Origin of the sequence: Chitinophaga sp. YR573, from assembly GCF_900110995.1 — a bacterium.
GTDB lineage: Bacteria > Bacteroidota > Bacteroidia > Chitinophagales > Chitinophagaceae > Chitinophaga.
The window spans coordinates 1235472-1259447 of record NZ_FOJF01000001.1 but is presented as its reverse complement, the minus strand read 5'-3'; the positions used below and the strand labels follow the sequence as shown (position 1 = coordinate 1259447).

General features: G+C 44.6%; 24 protein-coding genes. 21 read left to right on the top strand and 3 right to left on the bottom strand.

The window, feature by feature from the left end; genetic code table 11:
• Positions 1-9 precede the first annotated feature (9 nt).
• The 16 genes from BMW86_RS05275 (at position 10) to BMW86_RS05200 (ending at position 15955) form a co-directional block, all read left to right on the top strand.
• Entirely contained in the window at positions 10-930 is a 921-nt protein-coding gene (locus BMW86_RS05275; RefSeq protein WP_089779647.1) for a substrate-binding domain-containing protein, read from the top strand.
• A 46-nt stretch (positions 931-976) separates the two neighbouring features.
• A complete protein-coding gene (locus tag BMW86_RS05270; protein ID WP_143056488.1) occupies positions 977-2695 on the top strand; it encodes a tetratricopeptide repeat protein in 1719 nt (572 codons plus the stop codon).
• 161 nt (positions 2696-2856) lie between these two features.
• Entirely contained in the window at positions 2857-3249 is a 393-nt protein-coding gene (locus BMW86_RS05265; protein WP_089779643.1) for an NADH-quinone oxidoreductase subunit A, read from the top strand.
• A gap of 53 nt (positions 3250-3302) precedes the next feature.
• Positions 3303-3866, top strand: coding sequence for an NADH-quinone oxidoreductase subunit B (locus BMW86_RS05260; RefSeq protein WP_089779642.1), 564 nt, complete (start codon positions 3303-3305; stop codon positions 3864-3866).
• 38 nt (positions 3867-3904) lie between these two features.
• On the top strand, positions 3905-4426 hold the full coding sequence (locus BMW86_RS05255; RefSeq protein WP_089779640.1) for an NADH-quinone oxidoreductase subunit C: 522 nt from the start codon (positions 3905-3907) through the stop codon (positions 4424-4426).
• 17 nt (positions 4427-4443) lie between these two features.
• Positions 4444-5661, top strand: coding sequence for an NADH-quinone oxidoreductase subunit D (locus BMW86_RS05250; protein ID WP_089779638.1), 1218 nt, complete (start codon positions 4444-4446; stop codon positions 5659-5661).
• A gap of 24 nt (positions 5662-5685) precedes the next feature.
• A complete protein-coding gene (gene nuoE, locus BMW86_RS05245; RefSeq protein ID WP_089779637.1) occupies positions 5686-6171 on the top strand; it encodes an NADH-quinone oxidoreductase subunit NuoE in 486 nt (161 codons plus the stop codon).
• 10 nt (positions 6172-6181) lie between these two features.
• Entirely contained in the window at positions 6182-7543 is a 1362-nt protein-coding gene (gene nuoF / locus BMW86_RS05240) for an NADH-quinone oxidoreductase subunit NuoF (RefSeq protein WP_089779635.1), read from the top strand.
• Positions 7544-7574: 31 nt separating this feature from the next.
• Positions 7575-8657 (top strand): NADH-quinone oxidoreductase subunit G, encoded by a 1083-nt coding sequence (locus tag BMW86_RS05235; protein ID WP_089779633.1) that lies wholly within the window; start codon positions 7575-7577, stop codon positions 8655-8657.
• A gap of 17 nt (positions 8658-8674) precedes the next feature.
• Complete coding sequence (gene nuoH / locus BMW86_RS05230; protein ID WP_177189156.1) at positions 8675-9712, top strand: NADH-quinone oxidoreductase subunit NuoH; 1038 nt, start codon at positions 8675-8677, stop codon at positions 9710-9712.
• A gap of 27 nt (positions 9713-9739) precedes the next feature.
• Positions 9740-10249, top strand: a complete 510-nt coding sequence (gene nuoI / locus BMW86_RS05225) for an NADH-quinone oxidoreductase subunit NuoI (protein WP_089779631.1) — start codon at positions 9740-9742, stop codon at positions 10247-10249.
• 35 nt (positions 10250-10284) lie between these two features.
• Positions 10285-10782 (top strand): NADH-quinone oxidoreductase subunit J family protein, encoded by a 498-nt coding sequence (locus BMW86_RS05220; protein WP_089779629.1) that lies wholly within the window; start codon positions 10285-10287, stop codon positions 10780-10782.
• A 32-nt stretch (positions 10783-10814) separates the two neighbouring features.
• On the top strand, positions 10815-11132 hold the full coding sequence (gene nuoK, locus BMW86_RS05215) for an NADH-quinone oxidoreductase subunit NuoK (protein WP_089779627.1): 318 nt from the start codon (positions 10815-10817) through the stop codon (positions 11130-11132).
• Positions 11133-11193: 61 nt separating this feature from the next.
• On the top strand, positions 11194-13095 hold the full coding sequence (gene nuoL / locus BMW86_RS05210) for an NADH-quinone oxidoreductase subunit L (RefSeq protein WP_089779624.1): 1902 nt from the start codon (positions 11194-11196) through the stop codon (positions 13093-13095).
• Between the two features lie 24 nt (positions 13096-13119).
• Positions 13120-14556, top strand: a complete 1437-nt coding sequence (locus BMW86_RS05205; RefSeq protein WP_089779622.1) for a complex I subunit 4 family protein — start codon at positions 13120-13122, stop codon at positions 14554-14556.
• Between the two features lie 25 nt (positions 14557-14581).
• Positions 14582-15955: an NADH-quinone oxidoreductase subunit N gene (locus BMW86_RS05200; protein WP_089779620.1), complete on the top strand. Its 1374-nt coding sequence runs from the start codon at positions 14582-14584 to the stop codon at positions 15953-15955.
• 101 nt (positions 15956-16056) lie between these two features.
• Here BMW86_RS05200 and BMW86_RS05195 read toward each other — a convergent pair whose 3' ends face one another.
• Together BMW86_RS05195 and BMW86_RS05190 are read right to left on the bottom strand one after the other, a co-directional pair.
• Entirely contained in the window at positions 16057-17124 is a 1068-nt protein-coding gene (locus BMW86_RS05195) for a phosphotransferase enzyme family protein (protein ID WP_089779618.1), read from the bottom strand.
• Positions 17125-17205: 81 nt separating this feature from the next.
• The gene (locus BMW86_RS05190) at positions 17206-18174 is read right to left on the bottom strand and encodes a LacI family DNA-binding transcriptional regulator (RefSeq protein ID WP_410492554.1); all 969 of its coding nucleotides are present in this window, start codon (positions 18172-18174) and stop codon (positions 17206-17208) included.
• A gap of 88 nt (positions 18175-18262) precedes the next feature.
• Here BMW86_RS05190 and BMW86_RS05185 point away from each other — a divergent pair, with 88 nt between their 5' ends.
• From BMW86_RS05185 to BMW86_RS05165, 5 genes are read left to right on the top strand one after another with little or no spacing between them, the layout of a single operon-like run.
• Positions 18263-19534 carry an ABC transporter permease gene (locus tag BMW86_RS05185; RefSeq protein ID WP_089779614.1) on the top strand — a complete coding sequence of 424 codons (1272 nt, stop codon included), beginning with the start codon at positions 18263-18265 and terminating at the stop codon, positions 19532-19534.
• Between the two features lie 31 nt (positions 19535-19565).
• A complete protein-coding gene (locus BMW86_RS05180) occupies positions 19566-20879 on the top strand; it encodes a gluconate:H+ symporter (protein ID WP_089779613.1) in 1314 nt (437 codons plus the stop codon).
• Between the two features lie 32 nt (positions 20880-20911).
• Positions 20912-21373, top strand: coding sequence for a RidA family protein (locus BMW86_RS05175; protein WP_089779611.1), 462 nt, complete (start codon positions 20912-20914; stop codon positions 21371-21373).
• Between the two features lie 10 nt (positions 21374-21383).
• Positions 21384-22487 (top strand): D-TA family PLP-dependent enzyme, encoded by a 1104-nt coding sequence (locus BMW86_RS05170; protein ID WP_089779609.1) that lies wholly within the window; start codon positions 21384-21386, stop codon positions 22485-22487.
• A gap of 10 nt (positions 22488-22497) precedes the next feature.
• On the top strand, positions 22498-23568 hold the full coding sequence (locus BMW86_RS05165) for a dipeptidase (protein ID WP_089779606.1): 1071 nt from the start codon (positions 22498-22500) through the stop codon (positions 23566-23568).
• Here the strand turns inward: BMW86_RS05165 and BMW86_RS05160 are convergent.
• Positions 23565-23951: a hypothetical protein gene (locus BMW86_RS05160; RefSeq protein WP_143056487.1), complete on the bottom strand. Its 387-nt coding sequence runs from the start codon at positions 23949-23951 to the stop codon at positions 23565-23567. The genes BMW86_RS05165 and BMW86_RS05160 overlap by 4 nt on opposite strands.
• Between the last annotated feature and the right edge of the window lie 25 nt (positions 23952-23976).

Here is a 23976-nt window from a genome sequence, read left to right as displayed (position 1 = left end):
CGAAGAGCTATGTTTACCAGGTTAATTAAATGGAACAAGGCTTATATCGCACTGTTAGCAACCGCAACTATGCTGGCATCATGCGGAGAGTCGAAATCAGAAGCGGAAAGGGACACGCCAACGTCCGGAACTATCCGTATCAGTGTAGACGAAACCTATAAGCCACTTTTAACATCAGAGATAAAAGTATTTGAATCATTATATCCGAAGGCCCACATTATTGCGGAATACAAACCTGAAGCTGATTGCTTTAAGGACCTGCTGGCAGATAGTGCCCGCCTGGTAATTGTAACGCGGGACTTCAATGAGAAGGAGAAAGGGTTCTTTCAGGAACTGAAAATAACGCCGCAAAGTATGTTACTGGCATGGGACGGGGTAGCGCTGATTACTAATAAGAGTAATCCGGACTCTATCCTCACTATGGACCAGTTACGTAAAATTATGGACGGTAGCGAAACAGAAAAGAAATGGCAGATTGTTTTTGACAATCAGAATTCGAGTACTGTAAGATTTATCCGCGACTCAATCAATCAGGGAAAACCATTGCCGGCCAGTGTAATGGCTGCAAAAACTAATCCCGAAGTGGTTGATTATGTGGCTAAAATGCCAAATGCACTGGGAGTAATAGGGGTGAGCTGGATCTCTGATCCAAACGACTCTACCTCTATAGAATTTAACAGTAAGGTGAACGTAGTGAAGGTGCGTGCAGATTATGGTTCGGAATTTGTAAAACCATATCAGGCATATATCGCTCTGGGATCGTACCCACTGAAGAGAGGATTCTTCTTTTGTTTAAAAGAACCTTACTCCGGATTGGGATCAGGCTTTGCCACCTTCCTGGGAAGTTATGAAGGACAGACATTAATTGGGAAATTCAGATTGTTCCCTGCGAGGTTGAACATTGTTTTCAGGGAGGCTAATTTAAAGTAAGGATTGAAAAAACTAACACAACTAAAATTTTAAAACCGGAGTGCTCATGACCAGACGGAAAAGTTTAATCGTAGCCATGTTATGTGTCGCCTCAAACGGCGCAATGGCCCAATCCGTAGATGATGGATTGAAAGACCTGTATTATGGTAAGTATGAAACAGCCAAACAAGATTTTGACAAGGTAATTACTGCTAAACCTACTGAAGATAAAGCATATTACTACCAGGGGATTGCTCTTCTGGGAATGAATGATCAGGCTGGTGCTGCTGCTGTTTTCCAGAAAGGATTACAGGCAGTTCCTACTTCTTCTTTGTTACAGGTAGGTTTAGGCCGCCTGGACCTGCTGAAAGGGGATGCTGCTGCTGCCAAACAAAAATTTGAAGCTGCCAGCGCTGCTACACAAGGCCGTGATGGAGATGTTGCCCGTGCAATTGCTGATGCAAGTGCGGATATTAAAGGTGGTGACCGCGGTTACGCACTCAGCGTAATGGAGAAATTGCTGAATAACGAAGGCCGTAAAAAGAAAGAAGTATACACGCCTAAGGCTGTTGACTATATCGAACTGGGTGACGCTTACCGTCAGCTGGGTGGTGAAAATGGTGGTAAAGCCATTACAACCTATGATAAGGCACTGGAACTGGAACCAAACAGGGCAGAAGCAGTAATGAAAGAAGGTCTGGTAAACTATAATGCCAAATTGTTGCAGGATGCGGTGAACGATTTCACCAAAGCTACCAACATGGACCCTCAGTATGCACCTGCTTTCTACGAACTGTACCAGTTTTACATTACTAAAACCAAAGCACAGTTTTCCCTGGAAAATGCATCTAAATATCTCGAAAGCTATATGGCTATCGTAGGTGAAGGCGCAGGTAAACTGGAAAATGAATATAACCTGGCTGCTATCTCTTTCTACAAGAAAGACTATGATGCAGCTATCGCTAAGGCTAAGGCTGTATTGCCAACTGCTACAGAAGGTTATAAAGATAAATTCACCCTGTTGCTGACAGATGCTTATCTGCAGAAAGGTGATACCGCTACCGGTAAACAAATCATTGAAAGTTATGTAAAAAGCGTAGGGGAAAGCAAACTGCAGCCTAACGATTACAAATTGTTAAGCGCTATCTACCAGGCTAAAACCAAAGATTCTGCCCAGGCTGTTATCAATGACTCTCTGGCATCTTTATACCTGGAAAAATATGCTTTATCTGATACCGCCAAGGATGTTGAAAAATACAGAAGTGTAGCTGAATCATTCAAAGGTATCCGCGATTTCAAACGTGCTGCTGAATGGTATGGCAGACTGGTAACAGACTTTTCCGACGAACAGAACACTGGTAAAATCCAGGATCAGTTCTTCAAGGGTACCTGGGAAATATATGCCCGTGAGTACGATATGGCGGATTCTACCTTTGGTGCTTTCGTAGCTAAATATCCTACTCAGGAAGCATTAGGTACTTACTGGAGAGGCCGTGCAAACATGGCTAAGGATGCGGACGCTAAGTTAGGTCTGGCTTTACCTCACTTCCAGCATTTCTTTGAAATCAAGGGTGAAGAGAAAGTAAACAAGCCAGCTTTGCTGATGTTTGCTTATCAGTACCTGATGATTTACTACTATAACAAAGATGATGTTAACAATATGAAGACCTGGATGGACAAGGTGGTAAGTCTTGATCCTAACAATGCTACTGTTAAGGCGATACAGGAAAACCTGGCAAACAGGTCCAAATCCGCTAAGCCAGCAGCTTCAGGCAATAAAAAATAAAATAAAGTGTTCTTTATATGGAAACCCCGGCAACTGTCGGGGTTTTTTTATTTCCGGTTGGCAAAAAAAGATAATATTTTAATCACTCATAGATTTGATATTTGGTATAGTTAGCCTATTTTTGCGCATTCGGAGAAATGTTCATCTTATCAGGGAAGCTTATGTTTACAGACACAATATTATTGTCGGCGACTACTCCTATTAGCTATTTTCCTATAGTATTACAGCTAATTGCAGCCCTCGGCTTTGTGGGCATTACTATGTTCGCAACACACTTTTTAGGCCCAAAACGTAAAACGAGCGACAAACTTGTTACCTTTGAAAGCGGTATCGAGCAGAAAGGGAACGCACGCCAGCCTGTAGCCATTAAGTATTTCCTTACCGCCATTTTGTTCGTTCTGTTCGATGTGGAAGTGATCTTTTTCTATCCTTATGCCGTCAATTTCAGAGAGCTTGGCTGGGATGGCTTTATGGCCATGTTGCTCTTTGTTGCATTCTTCCTGGGTGGTTTTGTCTACATCCTGAAGAAAGGTGCGTTAAAATGGGAAGACTAATACAACAATTTGTAAGTCAAATCTGATTCTGAAATCTTTAAATCTGAAATGGTATGTCTCGTCCGGTTCAGTATAACGAAAAAGTGAAGTCTGTGGAAATACCTGAGGGGTATTCCGGAGAAGGTTTTTTTGCTACCTCTTTCGATAAAGTGATAGGTCTTGCCCGTAAAAACTCTATATGGCCGTTGCCTTTTGCAACTTCCTGCTGTGGGATTGAATTTATGGCAACAATGGCTTCTACTTATGATCTGGCGCGTTTTGGTGCGGAAAGAATGGCTTTTACGCCAAGGCAGTGTGATCTGTTGATGGTGATGGGTACCATTTCCAAGAAAATGGGGCCTGTATTACGCCAGGTATACCTGCAAATGGCAGAGCCCCGTTGGGTAATTGCTGTAGGCGCCTGTGCCAGCAGTGGTGGTATCTTCGATACTTACTCTGTATTGCAGGGGATAGACCAGGTGATTCCGGTAGATGTATATGTACCAGGATGTCCTCCGCGCCCGGAAGCTATCATTGATGGCTTTATGCGTATCCAGGACCTGATAGGCCAGGAAAGTATGCGCCGCCGCAATTCTGAAAAGTATAAGGACCTGCTGAACTCTTACGGAATCCAGTAACCTAAGTATCCCTTAAAAATCGAAAATCTGAAATCGTAATGTCTTTGACAAGCGACTATATAAAGCAAAGATTGGCAGAAAAGTTTGGGGAGTCCATCTCCCAGGTAGAAGAATCCTTTGGGACGCTATCATTTGCAGCACCTAAAGACCTGAACCTGAAAGTAATGCAGTTCCTGTACGATGATGAGGAACTGCAATTTCGTTTTTTAACGGACCTGACTGCTGTACACTATCCGGAAAGGAAAGGAGAGGAACTCGCTGTAGTTTATCACCTTTATAATTTCAGGGAAAGGGTAAGACTTCGTCTGAAGGTTTACACCAGCGTGGAAGATCCGAAGGTGTTTACGGCTACCAAACTCTATGAATCTGCCAACTGGATGGAAAGAGAAACATATGATTTCTTTGGGGTAGAGTTTGTAGGACATCCTAACCTGAAAAGAATCCTGAACGTGGACGAAATGACTTATTTCCCTATGCGTAAGGAATTCCCACTGGAAGATCAATCCCGTGTAGATAAAGACGATGAAATGTTCGGCCGCGGCGGGCATATTGGCATTTAATAAATTATTCGTTGAACATGTCAGAGCAGCAACATATAACACTGCCGGAAGGCTCAATAGAAAGGCAAACGCAAACCCTTAACCTGGGTCCTACTCACCCTGCTACGCATGGTGTATTCCAGAATATCCTGGAAATAGATGGAGAACGTATTGTGAGTTCAGAATCTACAGTAGGATACATTCACAGGGCATTTGAGAAAATAGCGGAACGCCGTCCCTACTACCAGATTACTCCTTTAACAGACCGTCTGAACTACTGTTCGTCCCCTATCAATAATATGGGATGGCACCTGACCGTAGAAAAGCTGCTGGGCGTGAAAACACCTAAGCGGGTAGACTACATGCGTGTGGTGATCATGGAACTGGCACGTATTACGGACCACCTGATCTGTAATGGTGTGGTAGGTGTAGACACCGGCGCCTTTACCGGCTTCCTCTACCTGATGAAGCACCGTGAAGTGGCCTATGAGGTGTATGAGGAAATATGCGGATCACGTCTGACTACTAATATTGGTCGTGTAGGTGGTTTTGAAAGAAACTTCACACCGGCTGTATTTGAGAAATTAGAAAAGTTCCTGAAAGAATTCCCGGTTGCATTGAAAGAGTTCGAATCACTCATGACCCGCAACCGCATCTTCATGGAAAGAACACAGGGTGTAGGTGCTATCAGCGCCGAAAGAGCGTTGAACTACGGCTTTACGGGTCCTAACCTGCGTGCTGCAGGTGTGGATTACGATGTGCGCGTAGCGCAGCCGTACAGCTCTTACGAGGATTTTGAATTCACCATTCCTGTAGGTACCACCGGCGACTGCTACGACCGTTTCCTGGTGCGTAACGCCGAAATGTGGGAGAGCCTCAGCATTATCCGCCAGGCACTGGATAAGATGAAAACACTGCCGTCTGATGTATGGCATGCAGATGTACCTGCTTACTACCTGCCGGAAAAAAGCGATGTATATACAAAAATGGAAGCGCTCATTTATCACTTTAAGATAATCATGGGTGAATCTGATATACTGCCTGGTGAATTATACAACCCGGTAGAAGGTGCTAATGGAGAACTTGGCTATTATTTAATCAGTGATGGTGGCCGTAGCCCTTACAGGCTGCACTTCCGCCGTCCCTGCTTTATATATTACCAGGCGTATGCCGAACTGGTAAAAGGGGCCATGTTGAGTGATGCAATAATCTGTATGAGTAGCCTGAACCTGATTGCAGGTGAACTGGATGCTTAATTTTTAATTTTTTCTCTCATAGTTATGTTTTCTGAAGCGAAACTGAATAAAGTAAAAGAGATCATTGCCCGCTACCCGCAAGGGAAGCAGAAGAGCGCTTTGCTGCCGGTATTACACCTGGCACAGGAAGAGTTTGGCGGATGGCTGAGTGCAGAAACCATGGATTACGTGGCATCCCTGTTACAGATAACGCCAATCGAAGTGTATGAGGTGGCAACCTTTTACTCCATGTTTAACATGAAGCCTGTAGGCAAATATGTATTTGAAGTATGTCATACAGGTCCCTGCATGCTGCGTGGCTCAGATAATATCGTAGACTATATCAAAAAGAAGCTGGACATCGGCGTGGGTGAAACCACCAAAGACGGACTCTTCACCCTTAAAACAGTGGAATGCCTGGGCGCCTGCGGTTACGCACCAATGATGCAGCTGGGTAAACACTTCCGTGAACACCTCACTCCTGAGAGAGTAGATGAGATCATTAACGAATGCAGGGTAAACGCTAATTAATAAAAGTAAGATGGGACGCAAACTACTTTTGGACAAGGCTCATATAGAAAATATCCGGTACTACGATGTGTACCGGGCCAACGGAGGATATGAATCTGCTGAAAAGGCATTGAAAATGACTCCTGAACTGGTGCTGGATGAAGTGAAGAAGAGCGGCCTGAGAGGTCGTGGTGGTGCTGGTTTCCCTACCGGTATGAAATGGAGCTTTATTGCAAAACCGGAAGGCGTGCCCCGCTACCTGGTGTGCAATGCGGATGAATCTGAACCAGGTACGTTCAAAGACCGTTACCTGATGGAGTTCCTCCCGCATCTCCTGATAGAAGGTTTACTGATCTCCAGTTATACACTGGGCGCTAATAGCTGTTATATCTATATCCGTGGTGAATATGCCTGGATCCCTGATATCCTGGAAGAAGCCATTGCTGATGCAAAGAAGAATGGCTGGCTGGGTAAGAATATCAAGGGAACCGGTTTTGATCTTGAAATATATGTACAGCGTGGTGCCGGTGCTTATATCTGTGGTGAAGAAACTGCCCTGATAGAATCACTGGAAGGTAAACGCGGTAATCCACGTATCAAACCACCATTCCCGGCTATCAAAGGTCTGTGGGATTGCCCTACCGTGGTGAACAATGTGGAAACACTGGCTGCCATTGTGCCTATCATGCGCATTGGTGGTGAAGAATACGCTAAATACGGTACAGGTAAATCTACCGGTACCAAACTGATCTCTGCCTGTGGTAATATTAACAAACCAGGGGTTTATGAGATTGAAATGAACATTTCAGTAGAAGAGTTTATTTATTCTGAAGAATATTGTGGCGGTATAGCTAATGGCAAACGCCTGAAGGCATGTATCCCGGGTGGATCTTCCGTACCTATCGTACCGGCTAACCTGCTGCTGAAAACAGCAAAAGGAGAAACCCGTATGATGACTTACGAAAGCCTGTCCGACGGGGGTTTTGCTACCGGTACCATGATGGGTTCCGGTGGATTCATTGTACTGGACGAAGACCAGTGCATTGTAAAGAACACCCTTACTTTCGCCCGCTTCTATCATCACGAAAGCTGCGGACAATGTAGTCCCTGCCGTGAAGGTACCGGCTGGATGGAAAGAGTGCTGAAGAACATTGAGAAGGGTAAGGGTAAAATGAGTGATATAGACCTGCTGTGGGATATTCAACGCAAAATAGAAGGTAACACCATCTGCCCGCTGGGAGATGCTGCTGCCTGGCCGGTAGCTGCTGCTATCCGTCATTTCCGCGATGAATTTGAATGGCATGTGCTGAATCCGGAGGAGAGCCAGGTGCGCAACTTCGGATTGGCTCATTATGCAGATCCGCTGGAAATTGCAGCTCCTGCTACAGTATAAGAATCGATAATAAAAGTTTAAGCGAAGCAAAATGGCTGAAGAAAAGAAACTTTTTAAGGTTAAGATTGATGGTATCCCTGTGGAAGTGGAGCCGGGCACTACTATTTTGAATGCCGCCCGCAAGATAGGAGGAGATATCGTGCCACCTGCAATGTGTTACTATTCCAAGCTGCAGGGAAGTGGTGGTAAATGCCGTACCTGCCTGGTAAAAGTAAGCAAGGGGTCTGAAGCAGATCCCCGCCCTATGCCTAAACTGGTGGCCAGCTGCCGTACTACTGTAATGGATGGTATGGAAGTAGCCAACATCACCTCTCCGGAAGTGCTGGATGCACGTAAAGGCGTAGTGGAATTCCTGTTGCTGAACCATCCGCTGGATTGCCCTGTGTGCGATCAGGCAGGAGAGTGCAGCCTTCAGGACTTAGGTTACGAACATGGCGCTGACGGTACCCGCTACGAATTTAAACGCCGTACGTTTGAAAAGATAGATATCGGCGATAAGATACAACTGCACATGACACGCTGCATCCTCTGCTACCGTTGTGTGTATACAGCAGATCAGCTGACAGAAAAACGCGAACACGGTATTCTTGGTCGTGGTGAAGTGTCTGAAATCAGTACTTATATCCATAAATCACTGGATAACGAGTTCATTGGTAATGTGATAGATGTTTGCCCTGTAGGCGCACTCACTGATAAAACCTTCCGTTTCAAAAACCGCGTATGGTTCCTGAAACCGGTAGATGCTCACCGCGATTGCGACAAATGCTGTGGTAAAACAGTACTGTGGCTGCGTGGTGATGAAGTGTTCCGTGTAACTGCCCGTAAGGACAAATACGGTGAAGTGGAAGAGTTCATTTGCGATACCTGCCGTTTTGATAAGAAAGAGACGAAAGACTGGATCGTGGAAGGCCCGCGTAATATCGATCGTCACAGTGTTATTTCTCAGGGTCAGTATGTAGGTGTGGTGAAACCACATGATGCATTACCTGATGTACTGGACGGACGTCAGCCTAAACTGCTGATGGACATTCACAGTATAAGCCAGGTGAACCGCCCGGAAATAGACCTTTCTAAAATAGAGGGCCCTGCGCACTCTGATGATTTTAAAAATTAACGAGCAATATTTAAACGATGACAATAGACTGGGTGCTTATTCTTGAAAAGATCCTCCTGATATCAGGAGTGCTGGTAATCTCACTGGTAGTAGCCATGTATTCTACCTGGGGTGAAAGAAAGGTAGCTGCTATTATGCAGGACCGTCTGGGTCCCAACAGGGCCGGATGGATAGGTTTATTACAACCACTGGCAGATGGTGGTAAACTGTTCTTTAAAGAAGAGATTATTCCCGGAACCTCTAACCGCTTCCTGTTTATATTAGGGCCTTCCCTTGCTATGATGGTGGCGTGTATGACCAGCGCTGTGATTCCATGGGGTGATACCCTTATCATTGCAGGGCATACTGTTTCATTGCAGATAGCAGACATCAACATTGGTATGTTATACATTTTTGGCGTAGTGAGCCTTGGTGTATATGGTATCATGCTGGGTGGATGGGCTTCCAATAATAAATATTCCCTGCTGGCATCAGTACGTGCTGCTTCCCAGATCATTTCCTATGAACTGGCAATGGGGCTGTCGTTGATTGCCCTGGTAATGCTGACTGGTACCCTGAGTGTGAAAGAGATTGTAGAACAGCAACGCCATGGTTTCTGGAACGTTGTTTATCAGCCACTTGGCTTTATCTTATTCCTGATATGTTCTTTTGCAGAATGTAACCGTTCACCGTTTGACTTACCAGAGGCAGAGAATGAATTGAATGGTGGTTATCACCTGGAATATTCTTCCATGAAGCTGGGCTTCTACCTGTTTGCTGAATACATCAACATGTTCATCAGTTCTGCAGTAATGGCCAGTTTATACTTCGGTGGTTATTCCTTCCCGTATATGGATAGCCTTGGACTGGATCACAACCTGCTCACAATACTCGGTACCGTAGTATTATTCGGTAAAACCATTTGTTTCATTTTCTTCTTCATGTGGGTACGCTGGACCATTCCAAGGTTCCGTTATGATCAGCTGATGCGTTTGGGATGGAACATGATGATTCCCCTGGCACTGGCAAATATGCTGCTCACAGGAGCTGCTATTTTATGGAAACAGGGACATTGATTAAAGACTTTTAAATAACCGCATTATATGCAAGCATTAACTAACAGGGCAAAACCAGTAGACCGCAGGCCGATGACTTTCGTGGAGAGAATGTATCTGCCGGCTATTGCTAAAGGGATGGCCATCACTTTCAAACATATCTTCCAGAAGAAAGAAGTAGTGAGCTACCCGGAACAAAAACGTGAATTCAGCCCGGTATTCCGTGGTCTGCACGTATTAAACCGGGATGAGGAAGGACGTGAAAATTGTACTGCCTGCGGTTTGTGTGCCGTATCCTGCCCTGCAGAGGCTATTACAATGGAAGGTGCTGAAAGGAAACCAGGAGAAGAACACCTGTATCGTGAAGAGAAATATGCAGCCCGTTATGAAATCAATATGCTGCGTTGCATTTTCTGTGGCTTTTGTGAAGAGGCTTGTCCTAAAGACGCTATTTATCTTACAGAAACATTTGCACCTTCTAACTACAAGCGTGAGAGCTTTATCTATGGTAAAGAGGATCTGCTGATCCCTATGCCTGGTGAAAAGAAGAAAGCATAAAAAGTAAAACTTACTAGTCAATTATAGCAATGGGAATGAGTTTACAACAAATAATTTTCGGGGTCCTTTCAGTTATCTCGCTTGTATCTGCCCTGGGGGTAGTACTTAGCAAGAATCCCGTAACCAGCGTTCTTTGTCTTATAGTAACCTTCTTTACCATCGCCGGGCATTACATCATGCTGAATGCACAGTTCCTGGCAGTGGTGCATATTATTGTATACGCAGGAGCTATCATGGTATTGTTCCTCTTTGTGATCATGCTGATGAACCTGAATGCTGAGATAGAACCTCAGAAACGTAACTGGCTGAAGTATGCCGGCGCTATCAGCGGTGGTGCTTTTCTGGTAGTGTTACTGGCTGCTCTTCGTGAGGCAAGTATGCCTGCTTTGTTACCAGGTTCCAATGATATAGGACTGATATCCAATCTTGGTAAAACATTATTCAATCAGTATGTTGTTCCTTTTGAAGTGAGTAGCATCCTGTTCCTGAGTGCCATGGTAGGTGCAGTCGTAATCGGAAAGAAAGAGAACTAATTCTATCATCAGAAATTTACAATCAAAATAAGATGCCTGTTCAATATTACATTTTCTTAAGCATTGCACTGTTCTGTATAGGTGTTATGGGTGTGTTGATGCGCAGGAATGCCATCATTATATTCATGTGTGTGGAGCTGATGCTGAATGCCGTGAACCTGCTGATGGTTGCCTTCTCTAAAATGTGGGCAGATGCCGGTCGTGTGGATGCTGGTTCCGCGCAGATCTTTGTATTCTTTATCATGGTGGTAGCTGCTGCGGAAGTGGCGGTAGGACTGGCCATCATTGTGATGGTGTACAGGAATTCCCATTCAGTGGATATTAATATAATGAACAGACTGAAGAATTAGCAGCATTGTGCATCGCTAATTGTAACTGTAACTTGTAATCGTCGTAAATCAGATTGTATAAATGATTAATCTCGTTTGGCTGGTACCATTTTTACCATTATTAGGTTTCCTGGTGAATGGATTGGGAAGAAGATACCTCTCCAAATCTCTGTCGGGTATTGTAGGAAGCGGGGCTGTACTGGCGGCCTTTGTTATAAGTCTGCTTATCTTCCTTGAAGTAAAGCAGCCGGGATTCCAGGCCCAGGTGGTGAATCTGTTCGATTTTATTTCAGCAGGCAGTCTGCATATACCTTTTGCATTCCAGGTAGACCAGCTGAGCGCTTTGTTCCTCCTGATTATTACCGGCGTTGGTACGCTGATCCATATTTACTCTACTTCATACATGCATGATGAAACCAGCGAAGGGTTTGCACGTTACTTTGCATATCTCAACCTGTTCATCTTCTCCATGCTTATATTAGTACTCGGTGCTAACTATGTAATGATGTTCATTGGCTGGGAAGGCGTAGGACTTTGTTCTTACCTGCTGATCGGCTTCTGGTATAAAAACACTAATTATAACAATGCTGCCAAGAAAGCATTCATCATGAACCGTATCGGTGACCTCGGTTTCCTGCTGGGTATTTTTATGATGATCGTAAACTTTGGTAGTGTTACTTTCCCTGAAGTATTTGAAAAGGCAGCAGCCCTGGGTGCACATAGCGCTGTGATTCCTGTTATCGCTATCCTGCTCTTTGTAGGTGCGATGGGTAAATCTGCACAGCTGCCTTTATATACCTGGTTGCCGGATGCGATGGCGGGTCCAACACCTGTATCTGCGCTGATTCATGCTGCTACGATGGTAACAGCCGGTATCTATATGATTGCCCGTAGTAACATCCTTTATACACTGGCTCCATGCATACAAACTGTTGTTGCAGTGATTGGTCTGGTTACAGCAGTACTTGCCGCTTCTATTGCCTTAAAACAGGATGATATCAAGAAAGTACTGGCTTATTCTACAGTAAGTCAGCTGGGATATATGTTCCTGGCGCTGGGTGTAGGGGCTTACACTACCGCTGTGTTTCACGTAATGACGCATGCATTCTTCAAAGCATTATTGTTCCTGGGTTCCGGTTCTGTGATCCATGCAATGGGTGGAGAACAGGATATCCGCAAGATGGGTGGTCTGAAAAAATACATGCCTGTCACTAACATTACTTTCCTGATCGGTTGCTTAGCGATTGCTGGTGTACCGGGTTTATCAGGATTCTTCTCCAAAGATGAAATTTTGTCCAGCACTTTTGAAGTAAATAAGATCATGTATGTGGTTGGTTTACTCACCGCGCTGATGACTGCTTTTTATATGTTCCGTTTATACTACATGACCTTCCAGGGTAAATTCCGTGGAACGCATGAACAGGAACATCACCTGCATGAAAGTCCGGGTGCAATAACTTTCCCGCTGATCGTACTGGCTATTCTGGCCGTATTCGCCGGATATGTTGGATTACCGGAAGTATTTGGTGCAAAGAATTTACTGGCAGAATACTTAGCTCCTGTATTTGCACCTTCTGCACCATTTGCAGAAGTGCATCATCTGGAACATAATACTGAATGGTTACTGATGGGATTAAGTTCCGTACTGGTAATCATTACCATCTTCCTCGCCCGTAGCTGGTTCCGTAACTATGAAGATACCGGAGTACAACGTACCGGTTTTGCCAAAGTGCTGGAAAACAAATGGTATGTGGATGAGATATACGATGCTATCATTGTAAAACCCCTGATGGGACTGAGCCGTTTCTTTGAAGAGGCGATTGAAAAATCAGGAATAGACCGGTTGATAAATGGCGTAGGCCGCAGTGTATATTGGGGCAGCCAGCAGGTACGTTTATTACAGAGCGGACAGGTTGGTTTCTACATCTTTGCCATGGTGATAGGGATGGTTGTATTATTTGTGATCGGGTTTTTATTGAAATAAAAGGATCTAAGCGTAAGATAAATTATGTTGACAGTATTACTCATATTAATTCCTCTGGTTGCGGGCCTGGTCACGTTTGGTCTGAAGGGGTCGGGGCCTAAAACGCTGGCGCTGATAGCATCTGTGGCTTCGCTGGCAGTAACAGTTGGCGCCTTATTCCAGTATCGGACAGCTCCGGAAAGCGTACAGTTTTCTGCCAGCTGGATACCTCAGCTGGGAGCCCGGTTTAGTGTAGGTCTGGATGGGATGGGCATGATGCTTTGTTTACTCACAGCCATCTCTTTCCTGTTGATTTTTGTTGTTATTTATGGCCGGAATTACGAGCGTTCCAATAGCTTTTATGGCCTGATGCTGCTTTCGCAGGCGGGTCTTACAGGTGTATTTACCGCTTATGATGCTATGCTGTTCTACGTTTTCTGGGAACTGGCACTGATCCCGGTATATTTCCTCTGCTCTCTCTGGGGCGGCGAAAAACGTATTCCTGTTACATTCAAGTTCTTTGTATATACCTTTACAGGTTCCCTGCTGATGCTGGTAGGTATTATTTACATCTACCTGCAATCACCGGATAAATCTTTCAGTTACGCCAGCTTCACAGCCGGTAATATTGATGCACATACACAGTCGTGGTTATTCTGGTTATTCTTTGCCGCTTTTGCGATCAAGATGCCGATATTCCCATTCCATACCTGGCAGCCGGATACATACGAACAATCACCCACTCCTGTTACAATGGTACTTTCCGGTATCATGGTGAAGATGGGATTGTTTGGTGTGATGCGCTGGCTGTTGCCGGTATTGCCGAAAGGCGCTGATATGTGGTCAGATGCTGCGATCGTACTGTCTATCATCGGTATTGTGTATGCATCCTGTATTGCTATCGTTCAATCTGATTTCAAACGCCTGATCGCTTATTCTTCTATTGCGCATATCGGTTTAATGAGTGCGGCTATTTTTGCCAATAACGAACAGAGTTTACAGGGTGTGCTGATCCAGTTATTCAATCACGGTATCAACATTATCGGGTTGTGGATCATTGTTGAAATCATCCAGGACCGTCTGAAGGTAAAGAACCTGAACGATCTGGGTGGTATTGCACAATATGCTCCCCGTATGGCTATCTTCTTAGTAATCATCAGTCTTGCAAATATCGGTTTACCACTTACCAATGGTTTTATTGGGGAGTTCCTGATGTTCAGTGGCTTATTCCAGTTTAATCCCTGGTTTATGGCTGTAGCCGGACTCGGTATTATCCTGGCAGCAGTATATACGCTCAACATGGTGCAGAAAGTAATTTTCGGGCAGAGCAATCAGCTTACAGAAACTACTACAGATCTGAAGGGAAATGAAGTACTGGTATTAAGTGTAATAGTAGTACTCATCATTGCATTGGGAGTGTATCCCAAACCTATGCTGGATCTGGTAAGCAGCACTACGGAATTGGTTAATAAGGTTTATTAAAAAGTTGTTTTCGTAACACAGGAATATGAATGCATTAATATTTACTGCTTTATCGGGTGTTGTAATGATGTTTGCGGGTTTATTTGTTCGCAATAAGCAGCACATTAAGTTTATTGCCATAGCCGCGTTGCTCATTACGTTCGGCGCTAACCTGGCAGAATTATCTACCATTGCAGCAGGCAGCCGCACCGTATATGGTATGATCACTATCAGTAACTTCAGCATATTGTTTAACGCTGTAGCATTTGGTGCTACTTTGTTGTACTTCATGTTATCTGGTAGCGCGTTTGAAAAAGTGGGAGAACATGTTTCCGACTATTTTGCGCTGATCTTTTTTATCCTTTCCGGTATTACACTGGCGGCTTCTTTCAGCAGTTTATTAATGCTTTTCCTGGCAATAGAGATCATGTCTATTCCGCAGTATATACTGGCGGGCAGCAATAAGAAGAATCCGAAAAGTAATGAGGCTTCCCTGAAGTACTTCCTGATGGGTTCTTTCTCTACCGGTATCCTGCTGATGGGTATTACACTCATCTATGGTGCTACAGGTACATTTAATATCAGCGAACTTGGATTGGGAGAAGGAGAAGTAAGCCCACTGGCACTTTGTGGTATCATTCTGCTGGCTTTTGCATTATCCTTCAAAGTATCGGCTGCTCCATTCCATTTCTGGACACCGGATGTATATGATGGTTCTCCTTCCGTATTCACATCCTTTATGGCAACTGTAGTAAAAGCAGGTGGTTTCATCGCTTTTATCCGCATCTTCCATATCGCATTTGCAGGCGGGGCCCTCAGCGCACACTGGCAGTTACTGTTGTCTATTATCACAGCTGTAACACTGATCATTGGTAACTTCACCGCTGTGTTCCAGCAGAGTGTAAAACGTATGCTGGCTTATTCCAGTATCGCACAGGCAGGTTTTATGCTGCTGTCTGTTATTGCACTGAATGACATGGCTACAAAAGGTATCATTCTGTATGCTGCTGCTTACAGCGTAGCTACGATTGGTGTGTTTGCAGTACTGATCAAATTAAAAGATTACACTTTTGATGGTTTCAATGGCCTGGCGCGTACACAACCGCTGCTGGCTGTTACCACTACTATATTCCTGTTTTCACTGGCAGGTATCCCGCTTACTGCAGGGTTCTTTGCCAAATACTTTGTACTGACAGCAGCCGTACAACAGGGTAACCTGCTTTGGCTGGTGATTGTTGCGGTGCTTTGTGCTGCTATCAGTGTATACTATTATTTCAGGGTGATCATTGCTATGTTCTTTAAACAGGGTGAACCGCAGACATCAGAGATTACCGGTGGATTTAAATTCATGCTGGTGCTGACTGCTGCCATCGTGATTATCCTGGGTGTATTCCCTGGATTATTATTACAGTTTATCTGATTATAATCTGATTGTTATAAAACGACAAAACCGGCCACATGGCCGGTTTTGTTCTTTGGTGGTGCTGCTGCTTTTCAAACGACACGGTCGCTGTAAGATTATCATGCAACAGAGCTGCCGTGCATGGCGACCGCTTGAAAAAATTCTGCTTCTTTTTCTGTGATTCTATCCAATAACGTGAGCTGATTTCCTGCTCTTACCAGGTTATGTTTTTCGTATTTTGCGCCGTAATAGGCATCATTATTCAGGTAATCTGTTAAGAAGCGGATACACTGCATGTATACCATGAACTGGCCTGCATAAATCATATGTCTGATCTCTTCATGACTTAACTCTTCTTTCAGCTCTCCCAGGTATCCGTCTACTATTGCTTTGAAATATGTTTCTCTTGCTTCTATCTTACTGAAATCTGCTTCTTCTTCATTAGCCGGCGACAGATACGTACGCATCATATCTCCAAAATCACTGATGAAATAACCGGGCATCACAGTGTCCAGATCAATCACGCAAAGACCATTACTACCTTTATCAAACAGTACGTTATTTATCTTGGTATCATGATGCATTACCCGTGTTTTAAAACCGGGATGCTGCTTGAGCGTTTCAAAAGTAGCCGTGATGAACTGATACCGGCGTATGGCCTGGATCAGAGCTGTGGATTCTTTTATCCTCTCAGGATTACCATTTTTTACGGCCTGTTCAAACTGTTCATACCGCAGGGTAAGGTTATGGAAATCCGGTAAAGTCACCTGTATCGTATTAATATCTATTTCTGATAACAGGCGGGTGAATTTCCCAAACTGCCGGGCAGCTTCAAAAGCCAGATCCTCACTCATCACCACATCATAACTCACAGAGTCTGAAACAAAGGGCTGTAAGCGGAAATACTCGCCATTTTCCGTAATTACCAACCCTTTGTTGTCCAGCGTTTGTACTGGCTCTACAAAGAAATAGTCAGGATGATGAAGACTAAAGTGTCTTCCTATATTTTGAATATTCTGTGCTATGAGTGCAGGTTTTTTAAATACCTGATGATTGATACGTTGTAAGATATAAGAGCGGTCTTCGCACGTTACTTTCCACGTGGTATTGATAAGGCCACTTCCGAAAGGCTGAATATCACATTCATCTTCCACTAATCCGTAAGCTGCTAGTATCGTAGCCTGCATGTTTTTGGTTGAAATGATTACTGATATCTCAAACTTATGAAGAAGATTGATAGAAAGTAAACACAAACGGTTGCGTAAATTTTATCTGCCTGGTGCGAGGACTAGGCGGGAGTCGAGGGTAATCTTGTGGAAAGTATCTGTTTTGTCTGGTGCTGCCAGTAATTCCAGTAATATTTCTGTGGCTTTCTGCCCCTGCTGATAGGGATATTGTTCCACAGAGGCGATGGGAGGGTAAGCCATGTAACTACTGAGGGGAAGGTTGGCGTAGCTGACAAAGGTGATATCTTTGTTGATCTCCAGGTGTTGTTCCAGTGCATATTGCACGGCATCCTGGGATACATAGTCATTGAAGGCAACAACGGCTGTAACCTTTCTTTTATGCGCCAGCAATTGCTGCATGGCAACACGGGTACCTTCTTTGGTGAGATCTGAGGATACGACCAGGCTGGCGTCGAATTTTAACCGGCGTTTTTGCAGGGCCTGTTGGTAACCACTGGTGCGCTGCTGACTGGCAATCAGCTTTTCCGGACCGTTGATCATTCCTATTACCCGGTGTCCCTGTTCAAGTAATAAAGAGACCGCCTGTAGTGTGCCTGACTGCATATTACAGGCAACGTAATGGATATCAGTAAGATTGGGGATACGGTCGAAGAATACTACCGGGATATCATAATGCTTCAACATCTCAAAGTGGGAATAATCCGCCGTATTCTTGGTGATCGATACCAGGAGCCCGTCTACCCGGTGATTTTTCATGATTTCCACTATCTTCTTTTCCCGGGATTCATCATCATGGGATTGCCCCAGGAGGACCATGTAATTGTGTTTGTTTGCTGTATCCTCTATGCCGCTGATGGCAGCAGAAAAGAATGCTTCTGACAGCTCTGGCAATACAATACCAATGGTGAAGGTCTTTTTCTGCTGGAAGAAGATAGCGGTCTGGTTAGGCTCGTAATGCAGTTCTTTGGCCAGCGCCTGTACCTGCATGCGGGTTCTCAGCCCAATGCTTGGGTGGTCGTGCAGCGCTCTTGAGACTGTAGATTTAGCCAGATTGAGCCTTTTTGCAATCTCCTTTATGGTTGTTGGGCCTTTTATGTAATAAAAGTAGCGGAAAAAAACTTTTTATTAACTTTAAATCATGCAATCCCGAGACATCTTTTCCCTCGCATACCGCTCTGTTAGTGCAAACCGTTTGCGCGCAGGGCTTACCATTGCTATTATAGCTTTTGGTATTATGGCCCTGGTGGGCATATTAACTGCTATTGACAGTATGAAAGGCAGTATTTACAGCAGCTTTGCCAATATGGGAGCTAACAGCTTTTCCATACAAAGCAGGGCTTTAAGGATCCGTATGGGTGGAGATGAGGGGGCCACCAAAGGGAATAAGAAAGTAAAAGTGAAGACCTCCAACAGTAATATTCCTATTACCTATGTAGAAGCCAGGGACTTTAAAGAGCGGTATACTTTCCCGGCAGCGGTAAGCCTTTCCACAGTGGCTACCACTTCGGCTACCGTATACAGGGGAGAGAAAAAGACGAATCCCAATGTACGTATGATAGGAGGGGATGAGAATTACCTGGAATTGTCCAGTTACGGACTGAAGGAAGGACGTAATCTGAATGATCTGGATGTACAGTCGGGACGTAATGTGGTCATCATAGGGGATGATGTGGCTAAAAAGCTGTTTGGCAATAACCGGAAAAATATTATCAACAGTAGTATACGGGTAGGGAATGTGCGTTATCGTGTAGTAGGCTTGCTGGCAGTTAAGGGAAGCGGTGGATTTATGAGTGCAGATAATGTGGTGATTACTACGGTGAATAATACACGCAGGATCTTTAACAGGCCGAATATGTCTTACAACATAGGTGTTTCTGTGAAAGATGTTACCAGGATGGATGCTGCTGTGGGCGAGGCGACTGGTCTGCTGAGGATCGTCCGTCACCTGCATCTGAATGAAGCCGATAATTTCTATATCAGTAAAAGTGACAGTATTGCAGAAATGCTGTTCAGTAGCTTGAGCAAAGTGACATTTGCGGCCGGTGCGATTGGGGTTATTACCCTGTTGGGTTCAGCTATCGGATTGATGAATATCATGTTGGTTTCTGTAGCCGAACGTACACGTGAAATTGGAGTTAATAAAGCGCTGGGAGCTACCCGCTTTACTATTCGCCGGCAGTTTGTATATGAGGCTATTATTATCAGTACGTTAGGAGGAACGCTGGGTGTATTCCTGGGAATGCTGGTAGGAAATCTTGTGTCTGTATTATTAAATACCAGTTTTATAGTGCCCTGGTTGTGGATATTCCTTGGCATCATTACCTGTGCTGCGGTGGGGTTAGTTTCAGGTATTTATCCTGCCATTAAAGCCTCCCGTCTTGATCCTATTGTTGCATTACGTTATGAATAAAAAAACAGTTGCCAACACTTAATACTTATACATGGCTATATTAGTTGTTCTGCTTTCAATTTTGTTGTTGGTATTCCTCGTTGCTTATCTCCGGCTAAATACGTTTATCGCCTTCCTGGTTGTGTGCCTGTTCATGGGCCTGGCGCTGGGAATGAAGATTACAGATATTACGCAGTCTGTACAGACTGGTATTGGTAAAACACTGGGATCACTGGTGATCATTATTGTGTTTGGTAGCATGCTTGGTAAGCTGGTTGCGGAGAGCGGAGCTGCACAACGCATTGCCAATGGACTGATGCATGTGTTTGGCCGTAAATATGTGCAGTGGTCACTGATGCTGACGGGATTTATCGTAGGCATTCCTTTGTTCTATAATATTGGTTTTGTGTTGATGGTGCCGCTTATTTTTACGGTGGCTGCCCGTACAAAACTACCTGCTGTATATCTTGGTATTCCCATGCTGGCATCTTTGTCCGTTACGCATGGTTATCTGCCACCGCATCCTTCTCCCACTGCATTGGTTGGTACCTTTGGTGCAAATATGGGTACCACATTATTACTGGGTATGGTGGTGGCCATCCCTTCCATTGTACTTGCAGGGCCGGTATTCAGTCGCTTTCTAAAGAAATATACGCAGGAACCTGCACCGCTTTTTAACATAGCAGCATTACCGGAAGAGCAATTGCCTTCCATGTTGAATAGTATCCTGGCAGCCTTACTGCCGGTGATTTTGCTGGCAGGTACTGCTTTACTGAAACTGGTGGTAGCACCTGATAGTATCTGCTTCAAAATCGCCACCTGGCTGGGGGATCCTGTAATCGTGATGTTGCTGGCTGTATTTAATGGTATCTACATATTGGGATTACGCAGAGGTACGCCTGTAAAAAAAGTAATGGGTTTACTGGATGAAGCTATCAGGGATGTATCTGTGATCATCCTGATCATCGGTGGTTCCGGCGCACTGACGCAGATGCTGCTGGACAGTAAAGTGAGTGATGTAATAGCATCCAGCTTGCGGGATATGCATATGAATCCGTTGTTACTGGCGTGGAGTATTGCTGCGCTGATTCGTGTAAGTGTAGGTTCTGCTACGGTAGCAGGGTTAACAACTGCCGGTATTATAGCGCCTATTGTAGCAGGTTCCTCTATCAATCCTTCCCTGATGGTATTGGCAACTGGCGCAGGAAGTTTGATGTTCTCCCACGTGAATGACGGAGGTTTCTGGATGTTCAAGGAGTATTTCAATTTATCAGTAAAGGATACATTTAAAACCTGGACAGTGATGGAAACAATTGTATCTGTGGTTGGGCTGGGTGGTTGTCTGCTACTTAGTTTATTTGTATAATTATATCTTTAGTCTATAAAACAGGGAATTATATGTCAGCTACAGAAAATTTTAAAGCATTAGGATTGTCATTACCACCTGCACCAACTCCACTGGGTGTATATAAACCATGTCTGGTAGACGGTAAATATCTTTATTTATCAGGCCATGGTCCGGTACAGGATGATAAGAGCCTGATTATTGGTCGTATCGGTAGCGAGATGGATATTGAGCAGGGTAAACTGGCTGCGCGTCAGGTAGGATTGACGATGTTGTCTACGATTGTTGCCAACATTGGCAGTCTTGATAAGATCAAAAGAGTGATCAAAGTATTGGGTATGGTAAATTGTACGCCTGACTTTGGCCGCCATCCTTATGTAATAAATGGTTGCAGTGAACTGTTTGCTAAAATATGGGGAGAAGAGAATGGTATCGGTGTGCGTAGCGCAGTAGGTATGGGTTCATTGCCTGATAATATACCGGTTGAAGTAGAAGCGTTGTTCGAGTTATATTAATCTGACAATTATGCATTGGTACGAAGTTCATAACATCAATACCGTAGACTCTCCGGCGTTACTGGTTTACACAGAACGTATGCGCGACAATATCCTGGCGCTGAAAGCGACAGTAAATGATGTAAAGCGATTACGTCCTCATGTAAAGACCAGTAAAATGACAGAGGCTGCACAGCTGTTGATGGAAGAGGGAATTCATAAGTTCAAATGTGCCACTATTGCCGAAGCAGAAATGCTGGGTATTGCGGGTGCAACTGATGTATTACTGGCTTACCAGCCGGTAGGGCCTAAAGTAAGCAGGCTCCTGGATATTGTACAACAATATCCGGATACTAAATTCTCCTGTTTAACAGATAACAGTACCGCTGCTATTGCTATTGCAGCCTGTTTTGCAACAGCAGAACTGGTGATGCCGGTGTACCTGGACCTGAATGTAGGTATGAACCGTACAGGCATTGTTCCCGGAGAAGCAGCCCTGGCATTATACCAGGAATTGGAGCATCTACCCGGTATCCATCCCCTGGGATTGCATGCATATGATGGCCACCTGCATGATGAAGATGCTGTTGTGCGCAAGGAAAAATCTGATGCCGCATTTGCTCCTGTGCAGGTATTAGCCCAGGCTATTACTGACAGCGGCTCACCTGCCCCTTTAATCATAGCAGGAGGAACGCCTACCTATCTTTTTCATGCGGCACGTTCCGGTGTGGAATGTAGTCCCGGTACGTTTATCTTCTGGGACTGGGGATATCGTCAGCATATACCTGAGCAGGGTTTTGAATATGCAGCATTGATAATAACAAGAGTGATCTCTGTCATAGATCAGGAACGTTTGTGCCTGGATCTGGGACATAAATCTATAGCGGCTGAAAATCCGCAGCCACGTGTACATTTTCTGAATATACCGGGTGTGGAAATTGTATCGCAAAGTGAAGAACATCTGGTAGTGAAAGTGGCTGATACATCGTTATACCAGGTAGGTACCGTTTTCTATGGGGTACCTTATCATATCTGCCCTACTGTTGCTTTATACGAACGGGCAAATGTAATAGAAAACAATACCTGCATTGCACAATGGAAAGTTGTGGCAAGAGACAGGAAGATCATGATCTAAAAATAATAACATGTTTGCTATAGATGCGCACCTGGATCTTAGTATGAATGCAATGGAATGGAACCGCGATCTGCGGTTGCCTGTAAATGATATCAGGAAGCGTGAAGTGGGAATGAGTGATAAGCCAGACAGGGCCAAAGGTGTGGTATCCTTCCCTGAGTTACGCAAAGGTAACATCGGGCTGGTAGTAGGAACGCAAATCGCGCGGTATGTAGCTCCGGATAATCCTTTACCAGGCTGGTTCTCTCCTGAGCAGGCCTGGGCGCAGACGCAGGGACAGCTTACCTGGTATAAGACCATGGAAGAGGCAGGGGAGATTACACCTGTCACCGACCTGGCATCTCTGGAAAAACACCTGGCATTATGGAATGACGGAACACCTAATACCAACAAACCTATTGGTTATATCCTGAGCCTGGAAGGTGCTGATTCTATCGTGAACGTTAGCTATCTGGAAAGGGCGTATAACAATGGTTTGCGGGCAGTAGGGCCTGCGCATTACGGGCCTGGCCGTTATGCACAGGGTACGGATGCTACCGGTTTTATGGGAGAGCGTGGTCATGCCCTGTTAAAGGAAATGGAACGCCTCAACATTATCCTGGATGCTACTCATTTATGTGATGATAGCTTCTGGGAAGCACTGAAACATTTTAACGGACCAGTATGGGCCAGTCATAATAATTGCCGGGCGCTGGTGAATCATAACCGTCAGTTCTCTGATGATATGATAAAGGAACTGGTTGGCCGGGGGGCTGTGATAGGTGGCGCGATGGATGCCTGGATGATGGTACCTGATTGGGTAAGGGGTGTATCAGAGCCGAAAGCGATGGGAGCATCTTTGGATGTGGTAATCAATCACATGGATCATATCTGCCAGTTAGCAGGCAATACCTTGCACGTAGGGATTGGTTCAGATCTGGATGGGGCTTTTGGGAAAGAGCAATGTCCTTATGACCTGGAGACTATCGCAGACCTGCAGAAGATCCCTGATCTTTTAAAGAAAAGGGGATACACTGATACCGATGTTGAGAATGTCATGTATGGTAACTGGCTGCGGTTTTTAAGAAAGGCCTGGGCTTAATAATACAATTGGGACAATACATTAGTAGTGTCATTATCAGCCGGTTTCAATGTCTGGAATTTGGCATACTGATCTGCAGTTAAAATACTTTTCAGCTTCCTGTAAAACCCGTTATGCATGCTATTCAGCTTTGTATCATAAGTTTTGGGATTGCTGCCGGCCAGCGGGAGAATAAGGGACCGCTGGTTGAGAAATGCGGTTATCGCTTCAGATAACTTCGTTTTTTGTACATCTGTTAATGTCAGTGCGGTATTGAGTTTACTCACTATGGCATTGACATTTCCCTCAATATTCTGCATTGGCGCCTGTGCAAAACTCTGTTGTGCAGGGGCAATAAATGCAAAAATGCATAAGATCAGGGCGGAGATCCACATAGTTTTCATACAAAAGACTTTATCAGGAAGTTAC